This is a genomic window from Actinomadura physcomitrii (assembly GCF_008923205.2).
Lineage (GTDB): Bacteria > Actinomycetota > Actinomycetes > Streptosporangiales > Streptosporangiaceae > Spirillospora > Spirillospora physcomitrii.
Genome location: NZ_WBMS02000004.1, coordinates 334,786 through 360,580 on the forward strand (window position 1 = coordinate 334,786; position 25,795 = coordinate 360,580).

The 25,795-nt window shown below is 72.8% G+C and carries 22 protein-coding genes and 1 pseudogene; 8 read left to right on the plus strand and 15 right to left on the minus strand.

What is annotated here, in order from left to right; translation table 11 throughout:
• Positions 1-25: 25 nt before the first annotated feature.
• Both nrdR and F8568_RS07490 read right to left on the minus strand, forming a co-directional pair.
• Entirely contained in the window at positions 26-499 is a 474-nt protein-coding gene (gene nrdR, locus F8568_RS07485; protein ID WP_151592730.1) for a transcriptional regulator NrdR, read from the minus strand.
• 248 nt (positions 500-747) lie between these two features.
• Positions 748-1,101 carry a LysM peptidoglycan-binding domain-containing protein gene (locus F8568_RS07490; protein WP_160573538.1) on the minus strand — a complete coding sequence of 118 codons (354 nt, stop codon included), beginning with the start codon at positions 1,099-1,101 and terminating at the stop codon, positions 748-750.
• A gap of 175 nt (positions 1,102-1,276) precedes the next feature.
• Between F8568_RS07490 and lexA the strand changes: the two genes are divergently transcribed.
• On the plus strand, positions 1,277-1,975 hold the full coding sequence (lexA, locus tag F8568_RS07495) for a transcriptional repressor LexA (protein ID WP_151592732.1): 699 nt from the start codon (positions 1,277-1,279) through the stop codon (positions 1,973-1,975).
• Between the two features lie 92 nt (positions 1,976-2,067).
• On the opposite strand, the gene leuS is transcribed toward lexA, so the two are convergent.
• Positions 2,068-4,569: a leucine--tRNA ligase gene (gene leuS, locus F8568_RS07500; protein WP_151592733.1), complete on the minus strand. Its 2,502-nt coding sequence runs from the start codon at positions 4,567-4,569 to the stop codon at positions 2,068-2,070.
• Between the two features lie 280 nt (positions 4,570-4,849).
• Between leuS and F8568_RS07505 the strand changes: the two genes are divergently transcribed.
• Positions 4,850-6,394, plus strand: a complete 1,545-nt coding sequence (locus tag F8568_RS07505; RefSeq protein ID WP_151592734.1) for a long-chain-fatty-acid--CoA ligase — start codon at positions 4,850-4,852, stop codon at positions 6,392-6,394.
• Between the two features lie 12 nt (positions 6,395-6,406).
• Here the strand turns inward: F8568_RS07505 and F8568_RS07510 are convergent, their stop codons facing one another.
• Positions 6,407-6,853 (minus strand): MmyB family transcriptional regulator, encoded by a 447-nt coding sequence (locus tag F8568_RS07510; protein WP_328600769.1) that lies wholly within the window; start codon positions 6,851-6,853, stop codon positions 6,407-6,409.
• Between the two features lie 11 nt (positions 6,854-6,864).
• Between F8568_RS07510 and F8568_RS07515 the strand changes: the two genes are divergently transcribed.
• Both F8568_RS07515 and F8568_RS46620 read left to right on the plus strand, forming a co-directional pair.
• Positions 6,865-7,131, plus strand: a complete 267-nt coding sequence (locus F8568_RS07515) for an SDR family NAD(P)-dependent oxidoreductase (protein ID WP_407924460.1) — start codon at positions 6,865-6,867, stop codon at positions 7,129-7,131.
• Positions 7,092-7,247 carry a Rossmann-fold NAD(P)-binding domain-containing protein gene (locus F8568_RS46620; RefSeq protein WP_202124584.1) on the plus strand — a complete coding sequence of 52 codons (156 nt, stop codon included), beginning with the start codon at positions 7,092-7,094 and terminating at the stop codon, positions 7,245-7,247. The genes F8568_RS07515 and F8568_RS46620 overlap by 40 nt, the downstream gene beginning before the upstream one ends.
• A gap of 6 nt (positions 7,248-7,253) precedes the next feature.
• Here the strand turns inward: F8568_RS46620 and F8568_RS07520 are convergent, their stop codons facing one another.
• The 3 genes and pseudogenes from F8568_RS07520 to F8568_RS07530 form a co-directional block, all read right to left on the minus strand.
• Entirely contained in the window at positions 7,254-9,248 is a 1,995-nt protein-coding gene (locus tag F8568_RS07520) for a glycosyltransferase family protein (protein ID WP_151592736.1), read from the minus strand.
• Positions 9,249-9,422: 174 nt separating this feature from the next.
• Positions 9,423-10,667, minus strand: a complete 1,245-nt coding sequence (locus tag F8568_RS07525) for a cytochrome P450 (RefSeq protein ID WP_151592737.1) — start codon at positions 10,665-10,667, stop codon at positions 9,423-9,425.
• A 212-nt stretch (positions 10,668-10,879) separates the two neighbouring features.
• Positions 10,880-12,112: pseudogene (locus F8568_RS07530) on the minus strand (aspartate aminotransferase family protein); the annotation flags it as partial.
• Between the two features lie 121 nt (positions 12,113-12,233).
• Between F8568_RS07530 and F8568_RS07535 the strand changes: the two are divergent.
• Positions 12,234-13,127, plus strand: coding sequence for an alpha/beta fold hydrolase (locus tag F8568_RS07535; RefSeq protein WP_151592739.1), 894 nt, complete (start codon positions 12,234-12,236; stop codon positions 13,125-13,127).
• 195 nt (positions 13,128-13,322) lie between these two features.
• Here F8568_RS07535 and F8568_RS07540 read toward each other — a convergent pair whose 3' ends face one another.
• A complete protein-coding gene (locus F8568_RS07540; protein WP_151592740.1) occupies positions 13,323-14,201 on the minus strand; it encodes an alpha/beta fold hydrolase in 879 nt (292 codons plus the stop codon).
• An 84-nt stretch (positions 14,202-14,285) separates the two neighbouring features.
• On the opposite strand from F8568_RS07540, the gene F8568_RS07545 reads away from it, so the two are divergent.
• Complete coding sequence (locus F8568_RS07545; RefSeq protein WP_151592741.1) at positions 14,286-16,286, plus strand: AfsR/SARP family transcriptional regulator; 2,001 nt, start codon at positions 14,286-14,288, stop codon at positions 16,284-16,286.
• Positions 16,287-16,388: 102 nt separating this feature from the next.
• Here the strand turns inward: F8568_RS07545 and F8568_RS07550 are convergent, their stop codons facing one another.
• From F8568_RS07550 to F8568_RS07565, 4 genes are all read right to left on the minus strand, one after another.
• Positions 16,389-17,654, minus strand: coding sequence for a class I SAM-dependent methyltransferase (locus F8568_RS07550; RefSeq protein ID WP_151592742.1), 1,266 nt, complete (start codon positions 17,652-17,654; stop codon positions 16,389-16,391).
• 91 nt (positions 17,655-17,745) lie between these two features.
• Positions 17,746-19,113, minus strand: coding sequence for an FAD-binding oxidoreductase (locus tag F8568_RS07555; protein WP_151592743.1), 1,368 nt, complete (start codon positions 19,111-19,113; stop codon positions 17,746-17,748).
• Positions 19,114-19,322: 209 nt separating this feature from the next.
• Positions 19,323-19,844 carry a DUF1707 and DUF4870 domain-containing protein gene (locus F8568_RS07560; protein ID WP_151592744.1) on the minus strand — a complete coding sequence of 174 codons (522 nt, stop codon included), beginning with the start codon at positions 19,842-19,844 and terminating at the stop codon, positions 19,323-19,325.
• Positions 19,845-19,879: 35 nt separating this feature from the next.
• Entirely contained in the window at positions 19,880-20,722 is an 843-nt protein-coding gene (locus F8568_RS07565) for a polysaccharide deacetylase family protein (RefSeq protein ID WP_151592745.1), read from the minus strand.
• A gap of 172 nt (positions 20,723-20,894) precedes the next feature.
• On the opposite strand from F8568_RS07565, the gene F8568_RS07570 reads away from it, so the two are divergent.
• Positions 20,895-21,266, plus strand: a complete 372-nt coding sequence (locus F8568_RS07570; protein ID WP_151592746.1) for a hypothetical protein — start codon at positions 20,895-20,897, stop codon at positions 21,264-21,266.
• Between the two features lie 4 nt (positions 21,267-21,270).
• Here the strand turns inward: F8568_RS07570 and F8568_RS07575 are convergent, their stop codons facing one another.
• From F8568_RS07575 to F8568_RS07585, 3 genes are all read right to left on the minus strand, one after another.
• Entirely contained in the window at positions 21,271-21,846 is a 576-nt protein-coding gene (locus F8568_RS07575) for a TetR/AcrR family transcriptional regulator (protein WP_151592747.1), read from the minus strand.
• 112 nt (positions 21,847-21,958) lie between these two features.
• Positions 21,959-22,966: a DUF4192 domain-containing protein gene (locus F8568_RS07580; RefSeq protein WP_151592748.1), complete on the minus strand. Its 1,008-nt coding sequence runs from the start codon at positions 22,964-22,966 to the stop codon at positions 21,959-21,961.
• Between the two features lie 61 nt (positions 22,967-23,027).
• Entirely contained in the window at positions 23,028-23,525 is a 498-nt protein-coding gene (locus F8568_RS07585; protein WP_151592749.1) for a phosphoribosyltransferase, read from the minus strand.
• Between the two features lie 200 nt (positions 23,526-23,725).
• Here F8568_RS07585 and F8568_RS07590 point away from each other — a divergent pair, with 200 nt between their 5' ends.
• Positions 23,726-25,792: an ATP-dependent DNA helicase gene (locus tag F8568_RS07590; protein ID WP_202124642.1), complete on the plus strand. Its 2,067-nt coding sequence runs from the start codon at positions 23,726-23,728 to the stop codon at positions 25,790-25,792.
• The last annotated feature ends 3 nt before the right edge of the window (positions 25,793-25,795 follow it).

Below are 25,795 nucleotides of genomic sequence, written 5' to 3' on the forward strand. Positions count from 1 at the left end.
GCTTGTCGTATTTCCGGAACCGCCCTTACCGGGGCGGGCCGGGCTCCCCCGAGGAACCGGCCTTCCGCAGCGCTTCGATCTCCTTGGCGAAGTCGTCCAGCGACTCGAAGCTCCGGTAGACCGAGGCGAATCGCAGATAGGCGACCTCATCGAGTTCACGAAGGGGCCCCAGGATCGCGAGGCCGACCTCGTGCGAGGGGATTTCCGCGGATCCGGACGATCTGATCGCCTCTTCGACCCGCTGCCCCAGCTTCGCGAGCGCATCCTCGTCCACCGGGCGGCCCTGGCAGGCCCTGCGCACCCCGGCGATGATCTTTTCTCGGGAGAACGGCTCGGTGACCCCGCTGCGCTTGGCCACCATCACGAGCACATTCTCCTGCGTGGTGAATCGCTTGCCGCATTCCGCGCACGCGCGGCGGCGCCGAATGGCGCCGCCGTCATCGGTCGCGCGGCTGTCGATCACTTTGGTGTCAGGGTTGCGGCAGAACGGACAGTGCACGCGCTTTCCCTCCCCTGACGGAAACGAGTCACACCGACTACACGCCATATATAGGTGACTTACATCAGTGTGACTACTAGATGTTGTGGTCAACCGTACGGCTCGGCGCACGGCTGCGCAACCTGGTCCCAGGCCTCGCGGGTGGACCCGCGTCGCGTCCGCCCCGTAGATCCAGGTCACGTCGGACGATCGGGTTCCGGGCCCGGGCGTGTCGCCGCGGGCACTCCGGCGGGGCCGCCCGGGAGGGTTCAGCCGGGCAGGACGAGCCGCTGGCCCGGCTGTACGGTGGGGTCGCCGCCCATGCCGTTGAGGTCGATGATCCGCTGAACGGTGACGCGCGGGTCGGCGCCGGGGTCACAGTCCGTGGCGATGCGCCAGAGCGTGTCGCCGGGCTCGACGACGGCCGTCCGGACGTGCCCGGACCGGCCGTGGTGGTCGGCGCGGCCGCCGGCGAAGGCGCCGGTGCCGCCGTCGAGCCAGAGGGCGGCGAGCGTGGCGGCGGCGGCGAAGAGCACCAGGACGGCGCGCCCGCGGCGGGTCAGCCGGACCGGGGCGCGCTCGGGACGCGGCGGGACGCGTTGATCGGACGGCGAATCGGGCATCTCCACCCTCCTCGACTTCGAATGAATTTTCGATCGAACGCCTGTACGATGTTGTACCGCAGCCCACCCGCGAAACGCGAGCACATCTTCGAACAATTGTTTGATCATTTCGTCCGGACGCGATAGCGTTCATGACAAGGAGTGACGGATCGAGGCGCCCGGGAGGCGACGAGCGATGAGCAAGGTCCGGGAGCTGCCCGACGGGCCCATGGACGAGACGGGCCTGACCCAGCGGCAGCGCATGGTGCTGGAGGTGATCCGCGACTCGGTCCAGCGCCGGGGGTATCCGCCCTCGATGCGCGAGATCGGCGAGGCGGTCGGCCTGACCAGCACCTCCAGCGTGTCGCACCAGCTCCGGGCCCTGCAGCGCAAGGGGTACCTGCGGCGCGACCCGAACCGCCCCCGCGCGGTGGAGGTGCGCGTCCCCGGCGCGACGCCGGTCCGCACCGAGCCCGACTCCTACGAGGCGGTCGGCGGCCAGGAGACCGCGACGCGGCCCGCGCCGGCCTACGTGCCGCTGGTCGGCCGGATCGCCGCCGGTGGCCCGATCCTGGCGGAGGAGGCCGTGGAGGACGTGTTCACGCTGCCCAAGCAGCTGGTCGGCGAGGGCACGCACTTCCTGCTGAAGGTCACCGGCGACTCGATGATCGAGGCCGCGATCGCGGACGGCGACTGGGTCGTGGTGCGCCAGCAGCCGGTCGCCGAGCAGGGCGACATCGTCGCCGCCATGATCGACGGCGAGGCGACGGTGAAGACGTTCAAGCGCAGGGACGGCCACATCTGGCTGATGCCGCAGAACCCGGCCTACGAGCCGATCCCCGGCGACGAGGCGTCCGTGCTGGGGCGCGTCGTGGCGGTGCTGCGCAAGATGTAGCGCGCGGCCCTCTGGGGGCGTGCGAGCGACGCTGAGAGGCGGCCGCGGGGGATGATCCCCGCGGCCGCCTCAGCGCTCGGCCCAGGTGGCCGTCAGCGCTTCGGGACGATGTTCACGATCTTCGGCGCCCGGACGATGATCTTGGCGATGTCCGCGCCGCCCAGCGCGTCCTGGACCTTGGCGGAGGCCAGCGCCAGCCGCTCCAGCTCCTCGGCGGCGACGCCGGGCGGCACCTCCAGCCGGTCGCGGACCTTGCCGGCGACCTGCACGACGCAGGTCACCGACTCCTCCACCAGCAGCGCGGGGTCGGCGTGCGGCCAGCCCGCGCGGATCACCGGCGCGGTGCGTCCGAGCAGCTCCCAGGCCTCGTCGGCGGTGTAGGGGGCGAACAGCGACAGCAGCACCGCGATCGCCTCGGCGGCCTCGCGGACGGCCGGGTCGGCGGCGCCGGGCCCGGAGTCGATCGCCCGGCGGGTCGCGGTGACCAGCTCCATGATCCGCGCGATCGCCACGTTGAACCGCTGCGTCTCGACCATCTTCGTGGCCTCGTCGACGGTGCGGGCGGTGGCGCGGCGCAGCGCGGTGTCGCCGGACGCAGGGTCGGTGCCGGGCGCGCTGGAGACCTCGGTCGCGATGCGGTGCACCCGGGTCAGGAACTTCGACATGCCGTGCGGGGACACGTCGGCCCAGTCGATGTCGTCCTCGGGCGGGCCGGAGAACAGCATCGCCAGCCGGACGACGTCGACGCCGAACTCGCCGATCTGGTCGCCGAGGTCGACCAGATTGCCGGTCGACTTCGACATCCCGCTGCCGTTCAGGATCACCTGGCCCTGGTTCAGCAGCCGGGTGAACGGCTCGGTGAAGTCGACCATGCCCATGTCGTACAGGACCTTGGTGAAGAACCGGCTGTACAGCAGGTGCAGGATGGCGTGCTCGACGCCGCCGGTGTACTGGTCGACCGGCATCCACCGGCGGACCTGCTCGACGTCGAAGGGGCCGTCCTCGTAGCCCGGCGAGCAGTACCGGAAGTAGTACCAGGACGAGTCGACGAAGGTGTCCATGGTGTCGGTGTCGCGCTTGGCGGCGCCGCCGCACTTGGGGCACTCGACGTTCACCCAGTCGGACGCGGCGGCCAGCGGCGAGGTGCCCTTGGGCGCCAGGTCGGCGCCGCGCAGGTTCTCCGGCAGCCGGACGGGCAGCTGCTCGTCGGGGACGGGGACCTCGCCGCACGCCTCGCAGTGCACGATCGGGATCGGGCATCCCCAGAACCGCTGCCGGGACACCAGCCAGTCGCGCAGCCGGAAGTTGACGGAGGCGCGTCCGGTTCCGCGCTCGTCCAGCACCTCGATGATGCGGGCGATGCCGTCGGCCTTGCCCATCCCGTCGATCGGGCCGGAGTTGACCAGCCGGCCGTCGCCGGGGGTGGCGATGCCGGTCTCGGCGGGGTCGGGCAGCCCGGTCTCCACCACGACGCGGACGGGCAGCCCGAACTTCAGCGCGAAGTCCAGGTCGCGCTGGTCGTGCGCGGGCACCGCCATGATCGCGCCGTGCCCGTACTCGGCCAGCACGTAGTCCGACGCCCAGACCGGCAGCCGCTCGCCGTTGACCGGGTTGACCGCGTAGCGGCCGAGGAACACGCCGGTCTTCTCGCGCTCGGTGGACAGCCGCTCGATCTCGCTCTCCCGGGAGACCTCCTCGCGGTAGGCCTCGAACGCGGCGCGCTGGTCGGGGTGGCAGATCTCCTCGGCCAGCGCGGCGTCGGCGGCGACGACCATGAACGTGGCGCCGAACAGGGTGTCGGGGCGGGTGGTGTAGACGGTGACGGGCTCGTCCCGGCCCTCGATCACGAAGTCGACGTCGGCGCCGGTGGAGCGGCCGATCCAGTTGCGCTGCATCAGCAGGACGCGCTCGGGCCACTTGCCCTCCAGCTGCGCCATGTCGTCCAGCAGCCGGTCCGCGTAGTCGGTGATCTTGAAGTACCACTGGGTCAGCACGCGCTTTTCGACCAGCGCGCCGCACCGCTCGCAGTGCCCGCCGACGACCTGCTCGTTCGCCAGGACGGTCTGGTCCTTCGGGCACCAGTTGACGTGGCCGCCCTTGCGGTAGGCCAGGCCCCGCTCGTAGAAGCGCAAGAACAGCCACTGCGTCCACTTGTAGTACTCGGGGTCGGAGGTGTGCAGGCGGCGCGTCCAGTCGAAGGACGGGGCGTAGCGGCGGAACGAGGCGGCCTGCGTGTCGATGTTGGCGTAGGTCCATTCGGCGGGGTGCGAGTCGCGCTTGATCGCGGCGTTCTCGGCGGGCAGGCCGAAGGAGTCCCAGCCGATAGGGTGCAGGACGTTGTGGCCGCGCTGGAACCAGTAGCGGGCCACGACGTCGCCGATGGCGAACGCCTCGGCGTGGCCCATGTGCAGGTCGCCGCTGGGGTAGGGGAACATGTCGAGCGCGTAGCGCCGCTCGCGGCCGTCGTCCTTCTCCTCGGCCGTGAAGGGGTCGAGCTCCGCCCAGCGGGCCTGCCACTTGTCCTGAACCGCCCGTGGGTCGTACTGCTCGTCGCTGCTCACGCTTCCGCTCCGGTCTCCATCTGGGGTCCACAGGGCCTACGGGCCGTCCGTCACATGAAACGACCCCTCGCGAAGGAGGGGCCACCACGTCGACGTCGATGCGTCAACGTGGTCGTTGAAGGAGCAGCCTGGCCGACATACATCAAGAGTAGCGCAACCGCAAGCCTTCACGCGGGGGCTTGGCGGGCGCGGGAGGCGGCGGTTCCGGCGGGCCGTCCGGCCCCGGCGCCCGCCCCCACCTGGCCACCTGGCCACCTGGTCATAGACTCCTCGGTAACCAACCGGCCGGTCACCGTTCCGCGCGAGGAGTGCCATGCTCAACCTGTCCGTGCTGCTGGAGGACGCCGCCAGGGAGACGCCCGACCGCGACGCCGTGGTCTTCGGCGACCTGCGGCTCTCGTACTCCTTCGTCGACGCGGTCGCGAACCAGGTCGCGAACCTGCTGCGCTCGCGCGGCGTCCGCCCCGGCGACAAGGTGGCGCTGTCCAGCCCGAACCTGCCGTACTTCCCGATGGTGTACTTCGGGGCGCTCAAGGCCGGCGCGGTGGTCGTCCCGCTGAACGTGCTGCTCAAGCCGCGCGAGATCGGCTACCACCTGAGCGACTCGGAGGCGAAGGCCTTCTTCTGCTTCGAGGGCACGCCGCAGCTGCCGCTCGGCGAGACCGGCCGCGCGGGGTTCGAGCAGGCCGAGGGCTGCGAGCACTTCTTCCTGCTGCCGGCGGACCCCGCCGCGACCGAGTCGCCGGTCGAGGGCGCCGAGCTGTTCTGGGCGGCGCTCGCCGGGCAGCCGGACGCGTTCGACACCGAGCGGACCGAGGGCACCGACACCGCGGTGATCATCTACACCAGCGGGACGACCGGGCAGCCGAAGGGCGCCGAGCTCACGCACGGCAACCTGCTGATGAACGCGATGGTCGACGACACGCTGTTCGCGCGGACGCCGCACGACACGTCGCTGGTGACGCTGCCGCTGTTCCACATCTTCGGGCAGACGTGCGTGATGAACGTCGGGTTCTACCGGCGCGGGACGCTCGTCATGCAGCCGCGGTTCGACGCCAAGGAGGCGGTCGAGCTGCTGGTGAAGGAGAAGGTGACGATCTTCGCCGGCGTCCCGACCATGTACTGGGCGCTGCTGAGCGACGACACCTCGCCCGCGGACGTCGCGGCGATCCGGGACAACCTGCGGGTCGCGGTGTCCGGCGGCGCGGCGCTGCCGATGGAGGTCATCAAGGGGGTCCGGGAGAAGTTCGGGATGAACGTCCTGGAGGGCTACGGGCTGTCGGAGACCTCGCCGGTCTGCTCGTTCAACCGGCCCGACCGGCCGACCAGGCCGGGGTCGATCGGGCTGCCGGTCTGGGGCGTGGAGATGAAGCTCGTCGACGACGAGTGGAAGGACGTCGAGGGCGAGGGGCCGGGCGAGATCGCGGTGCGCGGCCACAACGTCATGAAGGGCTACTACAAGCGGCCCGAGGCGACCGCCGAGGCGATCAGGGACGGCTGGTTCCGCACCGGTGACGTGGCCCGCCGCGACGAGGACGGCTACTACTACATCATCGACCGCTCCAAGGACATGATCATCCGGGGCGGCTACAACGTGTACCCGCGGGAGCTGGAGGAGGTCCTGATGACCCATCCGGACGTCTCGCTGGCCGCCGTGGTGGGCGTCCCGCACCCGAGCCACGGCGAGGAGGTCAAGGCGTACGTGATCCGCAAGCCGGGCGCGACCGTGACCGAGGACGAACTGGTCGCGTGGGGCAAAGAGCAGTTCGCCAACTACAAGTACCCGCGGATCGTGGAGTTCCGGGACGAGCTACCGATGACCGCCACCGGCAAGATCCTCAAGCGCGAGCTGCGCTAGCAGGCGAGGGCTTCAGCGGGAGGCGAGGTCCTGGGTTCCGACGACGCGGAGCAGTTTCAGCGCCTCGTGCGACGGCGTGCCGGGAGTGGTGGTGCAGAGGACCACTCGCTGGTCGCGTTCCGGCAGGTACAGAACGTCGCAGTGCAGTTCCAGCGGCCCGACCACCGGGTGCTTCATGCGCTTGCGGCTGCTGCGCCTGATGCCGACCTCGCCCGACTCCCACAGGCGGGCGAACAGCGGGCTGCGCGCGGACACCTCGGCGACCAGCTCGGCGATGCCGGCGTCGCCGGGGTAGCGGCCGGCGACGGGGCTGGTGAACAGCCACCGGATCACGTTGCGCTCCCTGGCGGGCATCGCGGCGAAGTCCGTCATCAGCGCGGCGGCCAGCGGGTCCCAGGCGAGGATGTCGTGCCGGGCGTTCAGCACGTAGGCGGGCGTGTCGTCGAGCCGTTCCAGCAGATGCCGGGGGAATCGGCTTCGAGACGGCGCGAATCCTCGGCTCCGGCGGCCGGACCGTGCTGGTCGGCGCGCGTTCCGCGGAGCTCGGGGAGAAGGCCGCGGCCGAACTGGCGGGTGAAGGCGCCGCGGCGCGGTTCGTCCGCATCGACGTCACCGACGAGGCCTCCGTCGCGGCCGCGGCCGAGCTGCCGCCGTCACGGTCGCCTACGCCAAGGAGCTGGCCGACACCACGGTCAGCGTGGTCGCGGCCGCGCCCGGGTACTGCGCCACCGACCTGAACGGGCGCACCGGTCCCCGCACGCCGGCCCAGGGCGCGGCCGTGATCGCCGGGGCGGCGACCGGCGGCGCCGCGAACGGCGCGTTCGTCGCCGAGGACGGCCCGGTGCCCTGGTAAGGCGCGTCAGAACAGGATGTGCTCCTCGGGCAGGCCGTAGAAGGCCAGCCGGCCGGAGTCGAGGAGTTCCAGGTCGGTGGGCCGCCAGGTGTGGCGGGTGGCGTCCGCGTGCCGGACGGTGACGAACGAGAACCGGTCGGCCGCGTACACCCGGACCCCGTCCGCGCGCAGCCGCCGGAAGAGGTCGGTGTCCTCGCCGCGTCCGCGGTCGGCGAACCGGTACGTGCGCATCAGGTCGCCGTCCGCGAGCAGTGCCCCGCCGCGCACCACGTCCACATAGCGGTGCTCATGCTCGGGGTAGCGCAGCACGGTCGCGTTCATGGCTTCGAGCAGGGCGTAGTGGGCGAGTTTCCCGACGACGCCGGCGTCGGTGTAGGAGAACGCGGGAAGCAGGTCGGACACGTAGTGCGGCCCGTACAGCTCGTCGTCGTCGACCTTGCCGATGTAGGCGCCGTCCGCGGCCTCTATGCCGAGGTTGAGGCACTCGCCCAGGGACAGGGACGCGTCGGCCCGGCGGACGACGATGTCGTCGATTCCCGCGGCGATCGCCTGCTTCTCCACGTCCCGTGGGTCGAGGTCGAGGCGGTGCAGCACCAGCACGAGCTGCAGGGGCCGCCAGACCTGCGCCGCGATCTGCTCGAGCGAGGAGGCGATCTGCTCGGCCCGGCACGTGGACAGGACCAGCGACACCGTCGGCGGCGCCGCAGGGGCGGGCCCTGTCCCGAGGTGTTCCAGGAGGGAGTCGACGCGGTGCCGGTAGGTGTGCTCGGCGTGCACCCGGCGCAGTGCCAGGTGCGCCTGCCGGTCGCGCAGTTCCGGGGCCCGCAAGAGCGCGCGCAGGCTGCGCTGCGCCGCCTTGGTGTCCTCTACCGCCGGGCCGAACGCCGGGTCCGCGTCCGCCCGGTGGTGGATGACGGGCACGCCGGCCGCCGCCGCCTCGTACGCAAGCCGCGGCGCGGGCGCGATCAGCACGCGGAACCGCTTGCGGATCGCGATGGCCTCCTCGTACGGGCGCGGCGGCGCCACACGCTGCCGGTACAGGCGGGGGAAGCCGGTGGCGAAGAAGTGCGCGCCGAGCCGGGGCGCGGGCGCGATGAGCGGTTCGGCGCCCTGGTCGTACTCCCCCTCGTACAGCAGCGGGTAGCGGCCGTGGTCCTGGACGCGCATCGGGTTGTGCAGGCGGGGCTGCGCGGCGAGCGGCAGGTGGTGGACGCGGTCGTGGCCGAGGCCGCGCCGGTGCTCCGGCACCGCCGCCGCGTCCACGGTGAAGACGTGGTCGAAGTGCGCGGCGGCGTCGCCGAGGCCGGCGCCGGTGTCCCAGTAGGCGGTCGGGACGCCGTGCTCGCGGCACCAGTCCGCCATCTCCGCGACGGGAAGGGCCGTCCGAACCGACTCCACGAGCAGCAGGTCCGGTGGCCTTTCCGCGAAGGTCCCCCGCCAGCCGCCGGACGCGGCGACCTGCGTCCACTCGTAGCGGAGGTTCGCCTCCAGGACGGCGCCGAGAACGACGGCGGCGACCAGACCGGGCCGGTTCACCCGGCCGTCCGGCGCCGCGGGCGGCGTCACCTCGATCGGCTCGGTCTCCGCCACGAGGACGTCGGGGCGGCGCGTGCGCGCGGGCTCCTCGGGAGGCTCGGGCGGCAGGTTGAGCGTGCGCAGCGCGTCCCGGACGCCCCGGTACGAGCGGGGCGCGAGCGGGCGGCGGCGCAGCGCGGCCAGCGCGGGCCCGAGCCGCGACCAGCGCTGCAGCCGCAGCGTCTCGTGCTCCCACGCGGCGCGCTCGGCGCGGTGCTCGGCCACGGCCCGGCGGCGGTCGAGGTCGCCGATCCGCCGGGCCGCCTCGTTCAGCGCGCCGATCAGCCGCCCGATCTGGTCGTCCCGGTCGGCCTGCTCGCGTTCCAGCTCGGCGAGCCGCAGCCGGACGACCGCGTTGTCGGCGGCGAGCCGGTCGCCCCGTTCCCGGGCCGCGCGCGGCTCGGCGGTCGGGTCGGTCTCGGGCACGGGCGCTCCCGGAACGTGCGGAACTGGGCTTCTCCGCACGTTAACCGCACCCGGCGCCGCCTCGGCGGCCCGCCACGCAACGTTCACCGAGCCGTCGACCACCGGTCGCCGCGTTCCCGGCAAAGCCCCCGAAGCGCCGGGAGTGCTTGCGGGCCCGCCGGACGCGGCGTCCGGTCAGATCGTGTACGGCAGGCGCTTGATCCCGTTGATGAAGTTGGACTCCAGCCGGTCGGGCTCCCCGGCGCGGATGCCGGGGACCTTGGCCAGCAGCTCGCGGAACATCACGGTGATCTCCCGCCGCGCCAGGTGGGCGCCCAGGCAGAAGTGCGGGCCCGGCCCGCCGAACCCGACGTGCGGGTTGGGGTCGCGCAGGATGTCGAACTTCTCCGGGTCGGTGAAGACCGACTCGTCGCGGTTCGCCGACCAGTAGTAGAGGACGAGCTTGTCGCCCTCCTTGATCTCGTGGCCGTTCAGCGTGGTGTCGCGGGTGGCGGTGCGGCGCATCCAGATGACGGGCGAGACGTACCGGACGATCTCCTCGACGGCACCGGCGATGCGGCCCTCGAAGTCCTCGGTGAGCAGGGCGCGCTGGCCGGGGTTGCGGGTGAGCAGGTCCAGGCCGTGCGCGATCGCGTTGCGGGTCGTCTCGTTCCCGGCGACGACGAGCAGGATGAAGAACGAGCCCAGCTCCTGGTCGGTCAGCGACTCCCCGTCGATGTTGGCGTTGACCAGCGCGGACGTCAGGTCGTCGGTCGGGTCCTCGCGGCGCTTGCGGCCGAGCTCCTCGACCAGGCCGCGCAGCGTCTCGCCCGCGTTCAGCAGCGCGAGGGCGAGCTGCTCGGGGTCGCCGGCGGGCACGAACTCGGCGTCGTTGCCGGCGAGGATGACGTTGGTCGCGTCGAGGACGGTCCGGTACTGGTCCTCGGCGATGCCCATCATGTCGCAGATGATCTTCAGGGGCAGCCGGGCGGCCACGTCCGCGACGAAGTCGCCGCTGCCGCCGCCCGCGGCGACGTTCCCGACGATCTCGGCGGCCACGGCCTCGACGCGGTCCTCGAACCGCTGGATCATCCGCGGCGAGAACGCCCGGGACACGATCCGGCGGATCTTGGCGTGCCGGGGGTCGTCCATGCTGATCATCGAGCCGAAGTACTCGTGCATGTCGCCCGGCATGTCCGGGATGCTGATCGCGCCGCGCCCGGAGCAGAAGTCCTGCGGGCGGCGGGACGCCTCGACGATGTCCGCGTGCCGGGTGAGGGCGTAGTAGCCCGGCCCCTGCGGCGCGATGACGATGTCGGGCTCCTCGAACTTGACGAGTTCGGGATGCCACCGCAGGGCCTTGAACGCCTCGTGCCGCTGGTCGTGCGGCCGGCGCCAGAACTCCCAGTCCGTCAGGTTGATGTCAGCGACCTCGAGCACGTGCTATCACCTCGTCCGAACGTGATTCGGTTTACATGCACTGTCTCAAAGTAAAGTGCATGACCGACACCGGACGGCGCGGTGACCCGCGTCACACCGGCCTCAGCGTAGCCCCATCCTGGCCCGGTCCGTGGTGGTTCCGCACGTTCGCGGCGGATCATCCCGCCTCCGGGCGCGCCCGCGCCCGCCGGGCCCGGGCGCGCCCGGAAGGATCACAGCCGCGCCCACGCCTCCGCCAGCACCGCGCGCAGGATCTGCTCGATCTCGTCGAAGTGCGCCTGGTCGCAGGTCAGCGGCGGCGCCAGCTGGACGACCGGGTCGCCGCGGTCGTCGGCGCGGCAGTACAGGCCCGCCTCGTACAGCGCCTTGTCGAGGAACCCGCGCAGCAGCCGCTCCGACTCCTCCTCTGTGAACGTCTCCCGGGTGTCGCGGTCCTTCACCATCTCGATGCCGTAGAAGTAGCCGTCGCCGCGGACGTCCCCGACGATCGGCAGGTCCCGCAGCCGCTCCAGCGTCGCGCGGAACGCGTCGCGGTTGCGCATGACGTGGCCGAGCAGGTCCTCGCGCTCGAACAGGTCGAGGTTCGCCAGCGCCACCGCCGCCGACACCGGGTGCCCGCCGAAGGTGTGGCCGTGCGCGAACATCGCCGTGCCGTGCCTGAACGGCTCGAACAGCCGGTCGGCGACGAGCATCCCGCCGAGCGGCGAGTACCCCGACGTCACGCCCTTGGCGAAGGCGATGATGTCGGGCGTGCAGCCGAACCGCTGCGCGCCGAACATCGTGCCGAGCCGGCCGAACGCGCAGATCACCTCGTCCGACACCAGCAGCACGTCGTGCCGGTCGCAGATCTCGCGGACCCGCTGGAAGTAGCCGGGCGGCGGCGGGAAGCAGCCGCCCGCGTTCTGCACCGGCTCCAGGAACACCGCCGCGACCGTGTCCGGCCCCTCGAACTCGATGGCCTCCCCGATCCGGTCCGCGGCCCAGCGGCCGAACGCCTCCGGGTCGTCGCCGTGCTCGGGCGCCCGGTAGATGTTGGTGTTCGGGACCCGGAACGCGCTCGGCACCAGCGGCTCGAACGGCTCCTTCAGGCCGGGCAGGCCGGTCAGCGACAGCGCGCCGTGCGGGGTGCCGTGGTAGGCGACCGCGCGGCTGATCACCTTGTGCTCGGCGGGCTTGCCGGTCAGCGTGAAGTACTGCTTGGCGAGCTTCCACGCGCTCTCCACGGCGTCGCCGCCGCCGGTGGTGAAGAACACCCGGTCCAGGCCGTCCGGCGCGAGGCCGGCGAGCCGCTCGGCCAGCTCGACCGCCTTGGGGTGCGCGTACGACCCGATCGGGAAGTACGCCAGCTCGGCGGCCTGCTTGGCGGCGGCCTGCGCCGGCTCCTCGCGCCCGTGGCCGACCTGGACGGTGAACAGCCCGGACAGCCCGTCGAGGTAGCGCCGGCCCGCCGCACGTATTCGGACACAGGTATCCGTAGCGATGCCGTCACGTGACCGGCACCCCCGCCCAGCCGCGGGACCCCGGCCGGCGGTAGCGTCGCCCCGGGATCAAGGAGGCGAACACCGCATGGGCGACATCACCACCGGTTCGGTAAAGGCGAACGGCCTGGACTTCTGCTACCTCGCGGCGGGCCCGGAGAACGGGCCGCTCGCGCTGTGCCTGCACGGCTTCCCGGACTCGGCGCACACCTGGCGGCACCTGCTCCCCGAACTCGCCGCCGCCGGCTACCGCGCCGTCGCGCCCTTCATGCGCGGGTACGCGCCCACGTCCGTCCCCGAGGACGGCGCCTACCAGGGCGGCGCCCTGGCCGCCGACGCCAACGCCCTGCACGAGGCGTTCGGCGGCGGCTCCGACGCCGTCGTCATCGGGCACGACTGGGGCGCCTTCGCCACCTACGGCGCCGCCGCCGCGGCCCCCGACCGCTGGCGCAAGGCGGTCGCCATGTCCGTCCCGCCCATCTCGGTGATGGCGACGGCCTTCTTCGACTACGAGCAGCTCAAGCGCTCGTTCTACATCTTCGTGTTCCAGACGCCCCTGGCGGAGGCCGCCGTGAACCGCGCCTTCATCGAAGGCCTGTGGCGCGACTGGTCCCCCAAGGACGCCGGCTACGCCGCCGAGGACGTCGACCACGTCATGGACTGCCTCGGCACACCGGACAACCTGTCGGCCGCGCTCGGCTACTACCGCGCCATGTTCGACACCTCGCGCCACACGGAACGCTATGCGGCCGAACAGGAGGCGACCACCTCGATCGGCGTACGCCCCGTCCTGTACCTGCACGGCGCCGAGGACGGCTGCCTGGGGCCCGACATCGTCACCCCCGGCGGCGACGTCAGCGGCGTCCTGGCCGGGCTCCCCGCCGGCTCGCGCGCCGAGCTCGTCCCCGGCGGCGGCCACTTCCTCCAACTGGACCGCCCCGCCGACGTCAACCACCGCATCCTCGACTGGCTGTCGACCTGAGCCCCGCCGGGCGGCCGTCAGTATGGCTCAGCACCCACCTGGGGGGACGACCCCCCAAACCCCCCGACAACAACCGCTGAACCGCTCCTTCGCTAGCGCTCAGTCGGCGGTTCAGCACCCACCTGGGGGGACGACCCCCCAGACCCCCCGACAACAACCGCTGAACCGCTCCTTCGCTAGCGCTCAGTCGGCGGTTCAGCGGTCCATGAGCTCGCGCAGGGTCTTGGCGATCTCGGCGGGCGCCTGCTCGGCCATGAAGTGGCCGTGGCCGACCGTGCCGTGCACCAAGTCCGGCGCCCACGCCGACCACAGCGCCCGCGCGTCGAAGCCGAGCGCGGCGCCCCAGTCCTGCTGCAGGACGGTCACCGGCATCCGCAGCCGGTTCCCGGCGTCGCGGTCGGCCTGGTCGTGCGTGATGTCGATGCCGGCGGACGCACGGTAGTCCGCGACGATCGACGGGACGGCGTCGCGGCAGGCGTCCAGGTAGGCGGCGCTGACATCGGCCGGGATCGCCTCCGGGTCCGCACCCCAGACGTCGAGGAAGTGGCCGAAGAACGCGTCGGCGGTCGCGGCGATCATCTGCTCGGGCAGGCCGGGCGGCTGCGCCATCAGGTAGAGGTGGAACCCGACGGCGGCGCTCACCCCGTGCATCGCGTCCCACATCTCCAGGGTGGGCAGCACGTCCAGGCAGGCCAGGTGCGTGATCGTGTCCGGGTGGTCCAGGCCGGCGCGGAAGGCGACCAGTGCGCCCCGGTCGTGCCCGGCCAGCGCGAAGCGCTCGTGCCCGAGTGCGCGGGCGAGGGCGACGATGTCGGCGGCCATGGTGCGCTTGGAGTAGGTGTCCGGGCCGTCCTCCGCCGGCTTGTCGCTCGCGCCGTAGCCGCGCAGGTCCGGGCAGATCACGGTGTGGTCGGCGGCGAGGCCGGCGGCGACGTGCCGCCACATCAGGTGCGTCTGCGGGAACCCGTGCAGCAGCACGATCGGGCTGCCCGAGCCGCCGGCCGCCGCGTGCAGGGACACCCCGTCGGCGACAGGGACCCGCTGATAGTGGAAACCGTTGATCGTCGTGGTCATGGCCGCAGGTTGCCGTCCGTGAATGAGCATCCGGTCAGCGCGCTAGCGTGAGGTCGCGGGGAGTCACCGGGGAGGGGCGGGCGAGTGGAGGTCGTGTTCGGGGTGCTGGGGCCGGTGACGGCCTGGGACGCCGCGGGCGGGCCGATCGCGTTGAAGGGGCCGCGGCACCGGGCGGTCCTGGCCAGGCTGATCGTCGCGCGGCGGCGCGTCGTCCCGGTCGGGCTGCTCGTCGACGACCTCTGGGACGTCCCGCCGGAGGGGGCGGTCGGTGCGGTCCGGACGTTCGTGGCGGCGCTGCGCCGGGCGCTGGAGCCCGGCCGTGCGCCGCGCACGCCGCCCCGGCTGCTGGTCACCGAGGGGCCCGGGTACGCGCTGCGCGCCGAGCCCGGGCAGGTGGACGCCTGGCGGTTCGAGCAGGCCGTGTCCGACGCGGCCGACCTGCCGCCCGGCAGGGCGCAGGTGCGGCTGGAGGAGGCGCTCGGCTGGTGGCGCGGCCCCGCCTACGCCGACTTCGCCGACGAGCCCTGGGCCCGGGCCGAGCGGTCCCGGCTGGCCGAGCTGCGGCTGCACGCGGTGGAGCGGCGGGCGCAGGCGCGGCTCGACGCCGGGCTGGCCGCCGAGACCGTACCGGACCTGGACGCGCACGTCAGCGAGCATCCGTGGCGCGAGTCGGGCTGGCGGCTGCTCGCGCTCGCGCTGTACCGGACGGGCCGCCAGGCCGACGCGCTCGCGGTGCTGCGCCGCGCCCGCGGCATCCTGGCCGGCCGGCTCGGCCTCGACCCCGGCCCCGAGCTGCGCCGGATGGAGGCCGACGTGCTCGCGCAGGCGCCCGGCCTGGACCGGCCCGCCGAGCCGGAGACGGCGGCGGCGCGGCTGTGGACGCGCGCGGCGGCCGACTACGACCGCACGGTCGCGGCGGGGGCGCGCACGCGGCTGGAGTCGACGGTCGGCCTGCTCCGCGACCTGGCGGTGCGCGGGAGCGGCGGGCTGGAGGCCGCCCGAGGGCACCGGCTGGCGGCCGTCGCCGCGGCGGAGGAGTTCGGCGACCCGGAGCTGACCGCCCGGGTGATCGGCGCCTACGACGTCCCGGCGAACTGGACGCGCAGCGACGACCCGGAGCTCGCGCGGCGGATCGTCGCCGCGGCCGAGCGCGTCCTGCCCCGGCTGCCGCCCGGGCCCGCGCACGACGCGACGCGGGCGCGGCTGCTCGCCACGATCGCGCTGGAGATGCGCGGCACCCGGTCGCCGCGGGGCCCGGAGGCCGCCGCCGAAGCGGAGGCGCTGGCCCGCGACCTGGACGATCCGGCGGTGCTGGCGTTCGCGCTGAACGGCGCGTACATGCAGTCGTGCACGCGGGCCGGGCTCGCGGCCCGCCGCGACGCGATCGGCGCCGAGCTCGTCGACCTGTCGGTCCGGCACGGCGTGGTGACCTTCGAGGTCCTCGGCCACCTCATCGGGCTGCAGGCGCGCTGCGCGCTCGGCGACTTCACCGCGGCCGACGGGCACGCGGCCGCCGCCGACCGGCTGGGCGAGCGCCATGAACTGCCGCTGGTCGGCGTGTTCACGCAGTGGTACGCCGTGCTGCGGTCGGCCGCGTCGGGGCAGGCCCCGGCCGCCGAGACGGAAGCGGCCTACCGGGCGGCGGCCGCACGCCTGGAAGGCGCCGGGATGCCCGGCCTGTCCGGAGGGCTGCTGCCTCTCGCGCTGCTCAGCGTCCGGTTGACCGCACCGAACCCGCTGCCGTCCGGCGACCGGAGCCCGGTCGAGGTCGACCCGGCGGACGGCTGGGGGCCGTACCGCCCCTGGGCCGAACCGCTCGCCCTGCTGCACGCCGGCCGCGACGACGAGGCGAAAGCGGCGCTGCGCGCCCTGCCGGAGCCGCCCGCGGACCTGATGTACGAGGCGATGTGCTGCCTGGAGGCCGCCGCCGCGCTGTCGCTCAGCGACGAACCCGTCCTGCGGCGCGCCCGCGACCGGCTCCTGCCCGCCGCGGGCGAACTCGCGGGCGCGGGCAGCGGGCTGCTCACCTTCGGCCCCGTCGCCACCTGGCTCGCCCGCCTGAACGCCGCACTGAACGAAACCTGAACGCGCCGTCCGGGACGGTGCCCACCAGGGCGAACAAGTGACGGGCCGGCCGGTTGGTGCCGGCCGGCCCGTCGCCGACTCGTCGCGGGAGCCCTCGCGGCTTCACACGCCCCAGTCGGGACGCAGCGGCATGCGGCTGCCGCCGTCCTCGTCGAGCTTCACGCCCAGGGTCTGGTGCAGCTGGATCCAGTTCTGGTTGAAGCCGAGCACGCAGCCGGCCATGTAGACGCGCCACACCCGGGCCGTGCCCTCGCCGACCTCGGCGACGGCCTCGTCCCAGTGCTCATCCAGGTTCCGGCACCAGCCCGTGAGGGTCCGCGCGTAGTGCTCGCGCAGGTTCTCCTGGTGCCGGATCTCGAAGCCCGCGTCGTTCATCTGCTGCTGGACGTACCCGGGGCCCTCCAGCTCACCGTCCGGGAACACGTACCGGTTGATGAACCCGTTCTCCTTGCGGGTGGGCCCGAGGTTGTCCGGACGGGTGATGGTGTGGTTCAGCATCCGCCCGCCGCGCTTCAGCTTCCCGTACAGGAACGAGAAGTACGACGGCAGGTTCTTCTTGCCGATGTGCTCGGTGAGCCCGATGGAGCTGATCGCGTCGAAGCCCGTCTCCGTCACGTCCCGGTAGTCCAGGTGCCGGACCTCGGCGAGGTCCGACAGGCCCCGGTCCGCGATGGCCTTCTGCGCCCACTCGGCCTGCTGCTTGGACAGCGTCACGCCGAGCGCCTTCACGCCGTACTCCTTGGCGGCGTGCATCACCATGCCGCCCCAGCCGCAGCCCACGTCCAGCAGCCGCATCCCCTGTTTCAGCCCGATCTTCTTGGCCACCAGGTCGTGCTTGTGGAACTGCGCCTCCTCCAGCGTCGAGTGCTCCTCGGGGTAGCACGCGCACGTGTAGGCCATGGACGGCCCCAGCACCCACTCGTAAAAGGTGTTGGACACGTCGTAGTGGTGCGAGATGGCCTTCGCGTCGCGCCGCTTGGAGTGCCGCAGCCACGACGGGATGCGGCTGAAGGGAGCCTCCTGCGGCGGCGGGTCCAGCCGGCGGGACATCGCCGCGCGCAGCAGCGGATCCCCCAGCACCCCGCGCACGATCCGCGCCTTGTCCCGCGGTGTCACGTCGCTGAGCACCTGCTGCATCGTCGTCAGCGCCTCGATCATGTCGCCGCTGACGTCGATCATGCCGGTGACGTACGCGCGGGCCAGCCCCAGCGCTCCCGGCGAGTGCACCAGATAGGACACCGCGTAGGGCGAGCGCACGTCGAACCGGATGGGCGCGCCGGGCACGCCCGACCGCGAACCGTCGTACGCCGTGAACTCCACTGGCGCCTCAGCCCCGGCGAGCTGCTCGAAGACCTTGGCCAGCGTCATCTTGCTCCTCCTGTCTCTTCGCCCCGGACGGGACGACGATGGTCGACCACCGGCCCTTCCGGGGCCCCACCCCCGATTCCGCGGACGCCGGTCAGCGTCCGCGCACGCACTTGTCGTAGAGGTCCAGCAGCCGCTCGCCGGGGTCGTACTCCCCCTTGAGCCGCCGGTAGGTCTCCCCGTCGTAGTACCGCCAGAACTCGTCCCTGCTGTAAAAAGCGGTCGAGTACAGGGACTTGTGGCCGTCAAGCTTGGCGACCTCGCGCTCGATCAGCCGGTTGTGGTACTCGGGGATCTGGCCCGGAGGGAGCCGGACCGTCCCCCAGAAGCCGACGTTGACGTACGGGCGGCCGACCTCGAGCGGGTACAGCGGCCACTGCTCCTTCGCCCGCAGCGGGCACAGCCAGATCGGGCTCATCCCGATCTTGTCGTGGAAGAACTCCAGGAACTCCGGCAGCCGCTCGACCGGCACCTCGATGTCCTGGATGACGTCCTCGCGCGGGCGCAGCCCCCGCCACCGCTCCACGCGCGCGAGGAGCTGGTAGCGCCGGTCGTAGGCGACCAGCTTGCGGTACACGTCGGACCGCTTGTACTTGTCGGGCCACAGCCGCCGGACGGTCGGGTTCTGCACGCCGAACGCGCCCGAGCACCAGAACCAGTCGGTGTCCCAGCGCCAGATGTAGTCGCGCACCGTCAGGAAGTCGACCGAACGCTCCTGGATCGACCGGTAGTAGATCCCCTGGCCGGTGTAGTCGGAGGTGTAGGGCGCGTCGTCGGCGAAGAAGCCGAGCGTGATGTACTGCTCGTCCGCGCCGAAGACCGCGCCGTCGACGAAGTCGACGGTCTCGCCCTCGTACACGCCGGACTCGGTGATCTCGCCCATCGCCTTCGCGAGCTCCGCCGCGTCCCCGAACCGCAGGTGCCGCAGCCGGACGTACGGCTTCACCGGCCGCAGCTCGATCTTCAGCCGCAGGCTGTAGCCGAGCGTCCCGTAGGAGTTCGGGAAGCCGTAGAACAGGTCGGCGTGCTCGTTGTCGCGGGTCGCGGTGACGATCCGGCCGTCGCCGGTCAGCACCTCCAGCTCGAGGACGCCCTCGTGCGGGAGGCCGTCCCGGAACGACGTCGACTCGATGCCGAGGCCCGTCACCGCCCCGCCCAGCGTGATCGTCTTCAGCTGCGGGACGACGGTCGGCATCAGCCCGTGCGGAAGGGTCGCGTCGACCAGGTCCTCGTAGGTGGTCATCCCCTGGACCTGCGCGGTCCGCTCGTTCGCGTCGACGCTGAGCACCCGGTCGAAGCCGGACACGTCCAGCCCCGGGGCCGCCGAGGGGTCGCGCCACCGGAACAGGTTCGAGGTCTTCTTCGCCAGCCGCACCGGCGTGCCGGCCGGGATCGCCTCGTACGATCGCCTGAGCGCCTCCACCGCCCGCTGGTGATCGCCCTTGAGCGCAAGCTCCGTCATCTACCCCTCCCTTGCATAGTTAATCCATGATCCCATGTATCGTCCACATAACCCGGACGTTAGGGTCATCACAGGTAGGGAGGGGAATAAAGGCACGGCCATGATCATGTGCGGTCCGGTTCCTCGGGACACGGCCGCCGGCGGCGGCCAGTGTTGACCTTTCCCCGGCCGTCCGCGCCGACAAACCCGCCGGAGCCGTCCGCGCGCCGCTACTTCACCAGCCGCAGGATCCACGGGTAGCGGAAACCGCGCCCGGCGAGCGCGAAGACCGCCGCGATCGCCGACAGGATCCACGTCACCCCGTACAGCGCGCCGCCGACGCCCAACGTCACGATCGTGATCAGCAGCAGCGTCACCTGGAGGTTGAGCGCCTCCATCGCCTGCCGCCGGATGTACTCCGAGCGCTTGCCGCTCACGAGCATCAGCACCAGCGGGCCGACGAACAGCGTCGGCACCGCGAGCGCGTGCGCCGCCGCGGCGAGCATCCGGTCCTCCCCCGTCGGCTGCGCGGGTTCCAGCCCGCGCCCCGCGTGCCCCGCCACCGGCCCCAGGTCGCGGGTGACCGCCGCGAGGTCGTCGCGCGTCTTGGACGTCATCGCCAGATGCGCGCGCATGTCGAACTCGTCGTGGTCGAGCCTGCCCTCGGCGTACGCGTCCTGGAGCCGCCGGACGACCGCGTCCCGCTCGGCGTCGGAGACCCGCAGCCGCCCCACCGCGTCAGTGCTGTCCATGCCTCCATGCTGAGCGGCGCGCGCGGCTTCGGCCATCAGGGAAGACCCTGACGATCCCCTGAGTCGAGCCGGACGTACTCCTTCCCCGGGGTGAGCGTCCCGCCGAACAGCTCCGGCACCGTCACGAACGAGTACCCCTTCGCCGCCAGCCTCTCGATGATCGTCGGGACGGCCGCCACCGTCGTCGGATGGATGTCGTGCATCAGCACGATGTAGCCGGGCTTCACCGCCTTCAGCACGCTCCGCTCGACGTACTCGGTGTCCTGGTGCTCCCAGTCGAGCGGGTCGACGGTCCAGAGCACCTGCGCCAGCCCCATCCGCCTGGTGATGGCGGTCAGCCGCTTCGACAGCGACCCGTACGGCGGCCGCAGCATCGTCGGCGTGATCCCGGACGCCCGCCGGATCGCCTCCTGCGTCCGGGTCAGCTCCGACATGATCTTCTTCGTGGACGCCCGGCCGAGGTCGGCGTGCGTGTAGCTGTGGTCGGCGATCCGGTGCCCCGCCTCGTGCTCGCGCCGCACCAGCTCGGGGAACTTGGCGGCCTGCTTCCCGACGATGAAGAAGGTCGCCCGCACATGGTGCGCGGCGAGGATGTCCAGCAGCCGGCCCGTGCTCTCGGCGGGCCCGTCGTCGAAGGTCAGCGCCACGCACTTGGCCCGCAGGCAGTCCACCCGCGGCGGCGCGGGCGGCGGCGCCTGCCGGCGCGGCGGGCTCCTGCGGCCGGAGTGCCCGGGCCCGGCCGGCGGCGCGTCCGCCGGCGCGGACGCCGCGGCGAGCCCGACCCGCGGCGGTCCCGGGCCCAGGGTGCTCAGGGCCCCGCACACGGTGGCCGCGAGCACCGCGGCGGCCGCCCGCCGGACCGCTGTCGGCCCGTCCATCAACACCCCCCGCTGTTGATCTACCAGGCCCGGCCAGTCTAGGGTGCTGTGCCCGGCTCTCCGGGGACGCCGCCGCTGTGTCGGGAACCCGGCCGCGCCGCGTGTTCGTTGTCCGCAGACACCCGACCAGGTCCCGTTCCCCCTCCGGGGCCGCCCGACGACAGGACAGGCGATGAGGTTCCGGGACCGGTTCGGCATCCGCCGGCACCGCGGCACGACGGTCACCAAGCTCGACCGGGAGGCCACGGCCGCCGACATCGAGGCGCTGATCTCCTTCGCGCGCGACCGCCGCGGCGTCGAGTTCTACATCGAGCCGGAGACCTTCGCCACCGACACCACCGCGGTCGCGGTCGCCCACGACGGCGAGTGGACCCGCCGCCGCGTCGGCTCCCCCAAGGTCATCGGCAAGGTCGCCCGCGACCTCGGCGTCCCCGCCTACGACGTGCAGATCGTCGGCTACCCGCCGCGGATGCGCGCCTGGAACGAGCGCAACCGCGACCGCCGCATCGACCCCGGCACCCCCGGCCAGGCCGTCCGCCCCTGAGGCGTCAGGCGGGCGGCCAGTTCCGCAGCAGGGCGTCGACGGCATCCAGGGCCCGGTGCCAGGAGGCCTCGACATCGCGCGCCGCGCGCGAGTGGTCGAACCCGCCCGCCTCCTCCAGGCTCACGTAGCCGTGGAAGACGCTGCCGAGCAGCCGCACCGCGTCGGTCTGGTCCGGCTCCGCGAGGTGGTAGCCGCGCAGGAGCGCCCGCATCATCTCCGCGTGCCGGCCCGCGGCGCTGGCCGCCGCCGTCTCCGGATCGAGCCGCAGCCGCGCCGCCGTGTAGCGCCCCGGATGCTCTTTCGCGTACCTCCGGTAGGCGCCCGCGAACGCCACCAGCGCGTCCTTGCCCGCACGTCCCGCGAGGGCGGCCGCGGCCCGGTCCGCGAGCTCGGCGAGGGCCAGCACCGCGACCCGCGTCCTGAGGTCCTGCACGTTCTTGACGTGCGAGTACAGGCTCGCGTCCTTGACGCCGAACCTGCGCGCGAGCGCGGACACCGTCACGTTCTCGAAGCCGACCTCGTCCGCCAGCTCCGCCGCCGCCCGCGTCAGGCGCTCGGCGCTCAACCCCGCCCGCGCCATCCGCCCACCTCGCTCGCCTCCGCCGCCGCCCCGGTTGCCTAATCGTCCTAGGGAACCCGACGTCCACCACCCCACGCAACACCAACGCGACCCCCGCGCGGGGGCGTGCGGGTCAGCCGGCCTCCTGGGTCGGTTCGCGGTAGGCGGCGGCCAGTTGGGCGGGGGTCATGCCGATGCGGGCTTGGGCGGGAGGGACGCCGGCGTCGATGAGGCTGCGGAGCAGGACGGCCATGGAGTAGGCGGGGTCGGCTTCCAGGGCGCGTTCCAGGGCGACGTTGGCCAGGCCGCCGTCGCCGGCGGAGTAGGCGGCGAAGGCCAGCAGCGACGCCGGGGCCGGGACGTAGGGCGGTTCGACGCGGCGGAGCACATCGCGCCAGAAGGCGATGTCGGCGGCGGGGGCGTCCTCGTCGATGCGGATCCACGCCTCGTCGCGGACGCGCAGGTCGGTGAGCAGGAAGCCGAGCCGGGCGATGTCGTCGTCGGTGGGGCGGGGGCCGCCGCGGGCGCGGGCGAGGACGCGCGGGACGTGGTCGAGCCCCTCTTCGGTGATGCGGGAACGGAACCGGGTCGCGGGTTCGCGGGCCCACCGCAGGAAGCGTCTCTCGGCCCGTTGGGTGGCGCGGCGCATCGACTCGCGGGCCGGGCCGTCGACCGGCTGGACGGAGCGGACGAGCTCGTCGCGGTCGGCGAGGGCGACGTGGCCGGCGAGCGTCGCCTGCGCGGCGATGAGGCTGGTGGAGATGTCGTAGCGGGTGCCTTCGGCGGGGCAGCAGCCGTCGGTGCAGGTGAGCGACCACCAGCGGCCGTCGCAGACGCGGACGGACTCGACGACGTCCACGCCGGCGGCGGTGAGGGCGGCGGCCGTGGCTCCGGCGGAGCCCTCGACCTCGCCGGCCGGGCCGTAGCCGAGCAGGAGCGCCTTGCGGAACCCGTTGCCGGACAGCAGCCCGGCGACGCGTTCGCCGGCCGCGGCGGGGACCGGCAGGTCGAGCCGGACCGCGCACGTTCCGTGCGGGCCGTCGTGGCCGATGACGACGAGGCTGCGGGCGGGGTGGAACCCCAGCAGGTAGGGGACGGCGGAGATGGCGTCCTGGACTGAGCGGATGACCAGTGCTGTCATGCCGTCGACACTGGCAGCCGGGCCCGGCGGGGCGAAGGCTCCACCGGAAATGTGGATAACCTCAGGCGTCCAGGATCTGCTGCGGCCGGCTGACGACGGGCGGCTCGGTCGACCAGGGGAAGTTGATCCAGCGGTCGGTGTGCCGCCAGACGTACTCGCACTTGACGCTGGAGTGGGGCTTTTCGTAGACGACGGCGCAGCGGACGTCGGCGACGTGGTCGGCGCAGAAGTCGCGGACGAGCTTGAGGGTGGCGCCGGTGTCGGCGACGTCGTCGGCGACGAGCACCTTGGCGCCGGACAGGTCGACGGCGTTCGGCACGGGCGGGAGCATCACGGGGAGTTCGAGGCGCTGGTCGACGCCGGTGTAGAACTCGACGTTCATGACGTGCAGGTTCTTGACGTCCAGGGCGTAGCCGAGCGAGCCGGCGACGAACAGGCCGCCGCGGGCGATGGACAGGATCAGGTCGGGCCGGTAGCCGCTGGCGGCGATCTCCTGGGCCAGCTCCCGTCCGGCGGTGCCGAACAACTCCCAGGTCAGGACTTCTCTTTCAGCAGACACGGCCCCTATCTTGGCCGACCCGCCGTAAAGGGCGTCAACCGGACCCGGCGCGGCCCGCACCCGGCAGGGCGCAGGCCCCCGCCCGGCGCGGGGTGGGCTCGTCGCGGCGACCCGGGCGCGGGCGTCCGCCGCGGGCTGTAGCGTTGGGCGACGTGCCCGCCCCTGATCTGCTGACCGACAGCGACACCCAGATTCCGGACATGCCGACGCTGCTGTCCGCCGCCGTCGCGGCCATCGGGGGCGCCGAGCGCCCCGGGCAGGTGGAGATGGCGGGCGCGGTGGAGAAGGCGATCGCGTCGGGCGAGCACGTCGCCGCGCAGGCGGGCACGGGGACGGGCAAGTCGCTGGCGTACCTGGTCCCGGCGATCCGGTACGCGGTCGAGAAGCAGACCACGGTGGTGGTGTCGACCGCGACGATCGCGCTGCAGCGCCAGCTCGTCGACCGCGATCTGCCGCGGCTGGCCGAGGCGCTGAACCCGCTGCTCGGCCGGGAGCTGAAGTTCGCGATCCTGAAGGGCCGGCGCAACTACCTGTGCCTGCACCGGGTGCAGACGGGCGCGCCGGAGGAGGACGAGGGCGGCGCCGGGCTGTTCGACCCGCAGCAGCTGTCCATGCTGGGACGCCAGGTCAAGCGGCTGAACGAGTGGGCGGAGGAGACCACGACCGGCGACCGCGACGAGCTGGTCCCCGGGGTGAGCGAGCAGGCGTGGCGGCAGGTGGCGGTCACCGCGAAGGAGTGCCTGGGCGCGCAGCGCTGCCCGCAGGGCACGGAGTGCTTCGCGGAGCTGGCCCGCGCGGAGGCGGGCGAGGCGCACATCGTGGTCACCAACCACGCGCTGCTGGCGATCGACGCGCTGGAGGAGTTCCAGGTCCTGCCGGAGCACGATGTGGTGATCGTGGACGAGGCGCACGAGCTGGTCGACCGGGTGACGTCCGTCGCGACGGGCGACATGAGCGCGGCCGGCGTCGACATCGCGGCGCGGCGCTGCGGGCGGCTGGTCGAGGAGGGCGTCGCCGACCGGCTGAAGGAGGCCGCGGAGAGCCTCGGCGTCCTTCTCGAGGACCTGCCGGCGGGGCGTATGGACGTCCTGCCCTCCTCGTTGGGGAGCACGCTCGCGGCCACGCGGGACGCGTTGCACGCCTGCATCACGGCGATCGGCCCGGAGAAGAAGGACGCCGATCCGGGCGACATGGCGGCGCGCAAGGCGGCGCGGTCGTCGCTGGAGGAGCTGCACGACACCGCGGTGCGGATGCTGGAGTCGTTCCAGCCGGAGATGTCGCAGCGGTTCGACGTGGTGTGGTTGGAGAAGCCGTTCGTCCAGGAGGGGCGGCCGAAGCGTCCGCCGGCGCTGCACGTCGCGCCGATCGGGGTGGGCGGGCTGCTCAGGACGACGCTGTTCGAGCAGCGCACGGCCGTGCTGACGTCGGCGACGCTCACGCTGGGCGGGTCGTTCGAGCCGCTGGCGCGGCAGTGGGGGCTGCCGCCGCTCGGCGAGAACGCGCCCAAGGACGCCAAGACGGCCGCCGAAGGCCTCGCGCGGACCGCCACCGACGGCAAGGACAAGGACGAGGACGACAACGAGATCGTCTGGTCGGGCCTGGACGTCGGCTCCCCGTTCGATCACCCCAAGTCGGGGATCCTGTACGTGGCGCGGCATCTGCCGCAGCCGGGGCGGGACGGCCTCGCCGACGCGTACCTGACGGAGATCACCGAGCTGATCGAGGCGGCGGGCGGCCGGACGCTCGGCCTGTTCTCCTCGATGCGGGCGGCGCGGCAGGCCGCCGACGAACTGAAGGACCACCTGTCGCACCCGCTGCTGTGCCAGGGTGAGGACTCGACGTCCCTGCTGGTCAAGCAGTTCGCGGAGGACGAGCGGACGTGCCTGTTCGGGACGCTGTCGCTGTGGCAGGGCGTGGACGTGCCCGGCCCGTCGCTGCAGCTCGTCATCATGGACCGCATCCCGTTCCCGCGCCCGGACGACCCGGTGTCGTCGGCGCGCGCGCGGGCGGTGGCGGCGCGCGGCGGCAACGGGTTCATGGCGGTGTCCGCGACGCACGCGGCGCTGCTGCTGGCACAGGGCGCGGGCCGGCTGCTGCGGTCGATGGACGACCGCGGCGTGGTCGCCGTGCTCGATCCGCGGCTGGCGACGGCCCGCTACGGCGGTTTCCTGAAGAACTCGCTGCCGCCGTTCTGGGCGACGACCGACCCGGCCGTGGTGCGCGGCGCGCTGCGCCGCCTCGACGCCGCCGCGTCCGGGTCGTCGTGACGG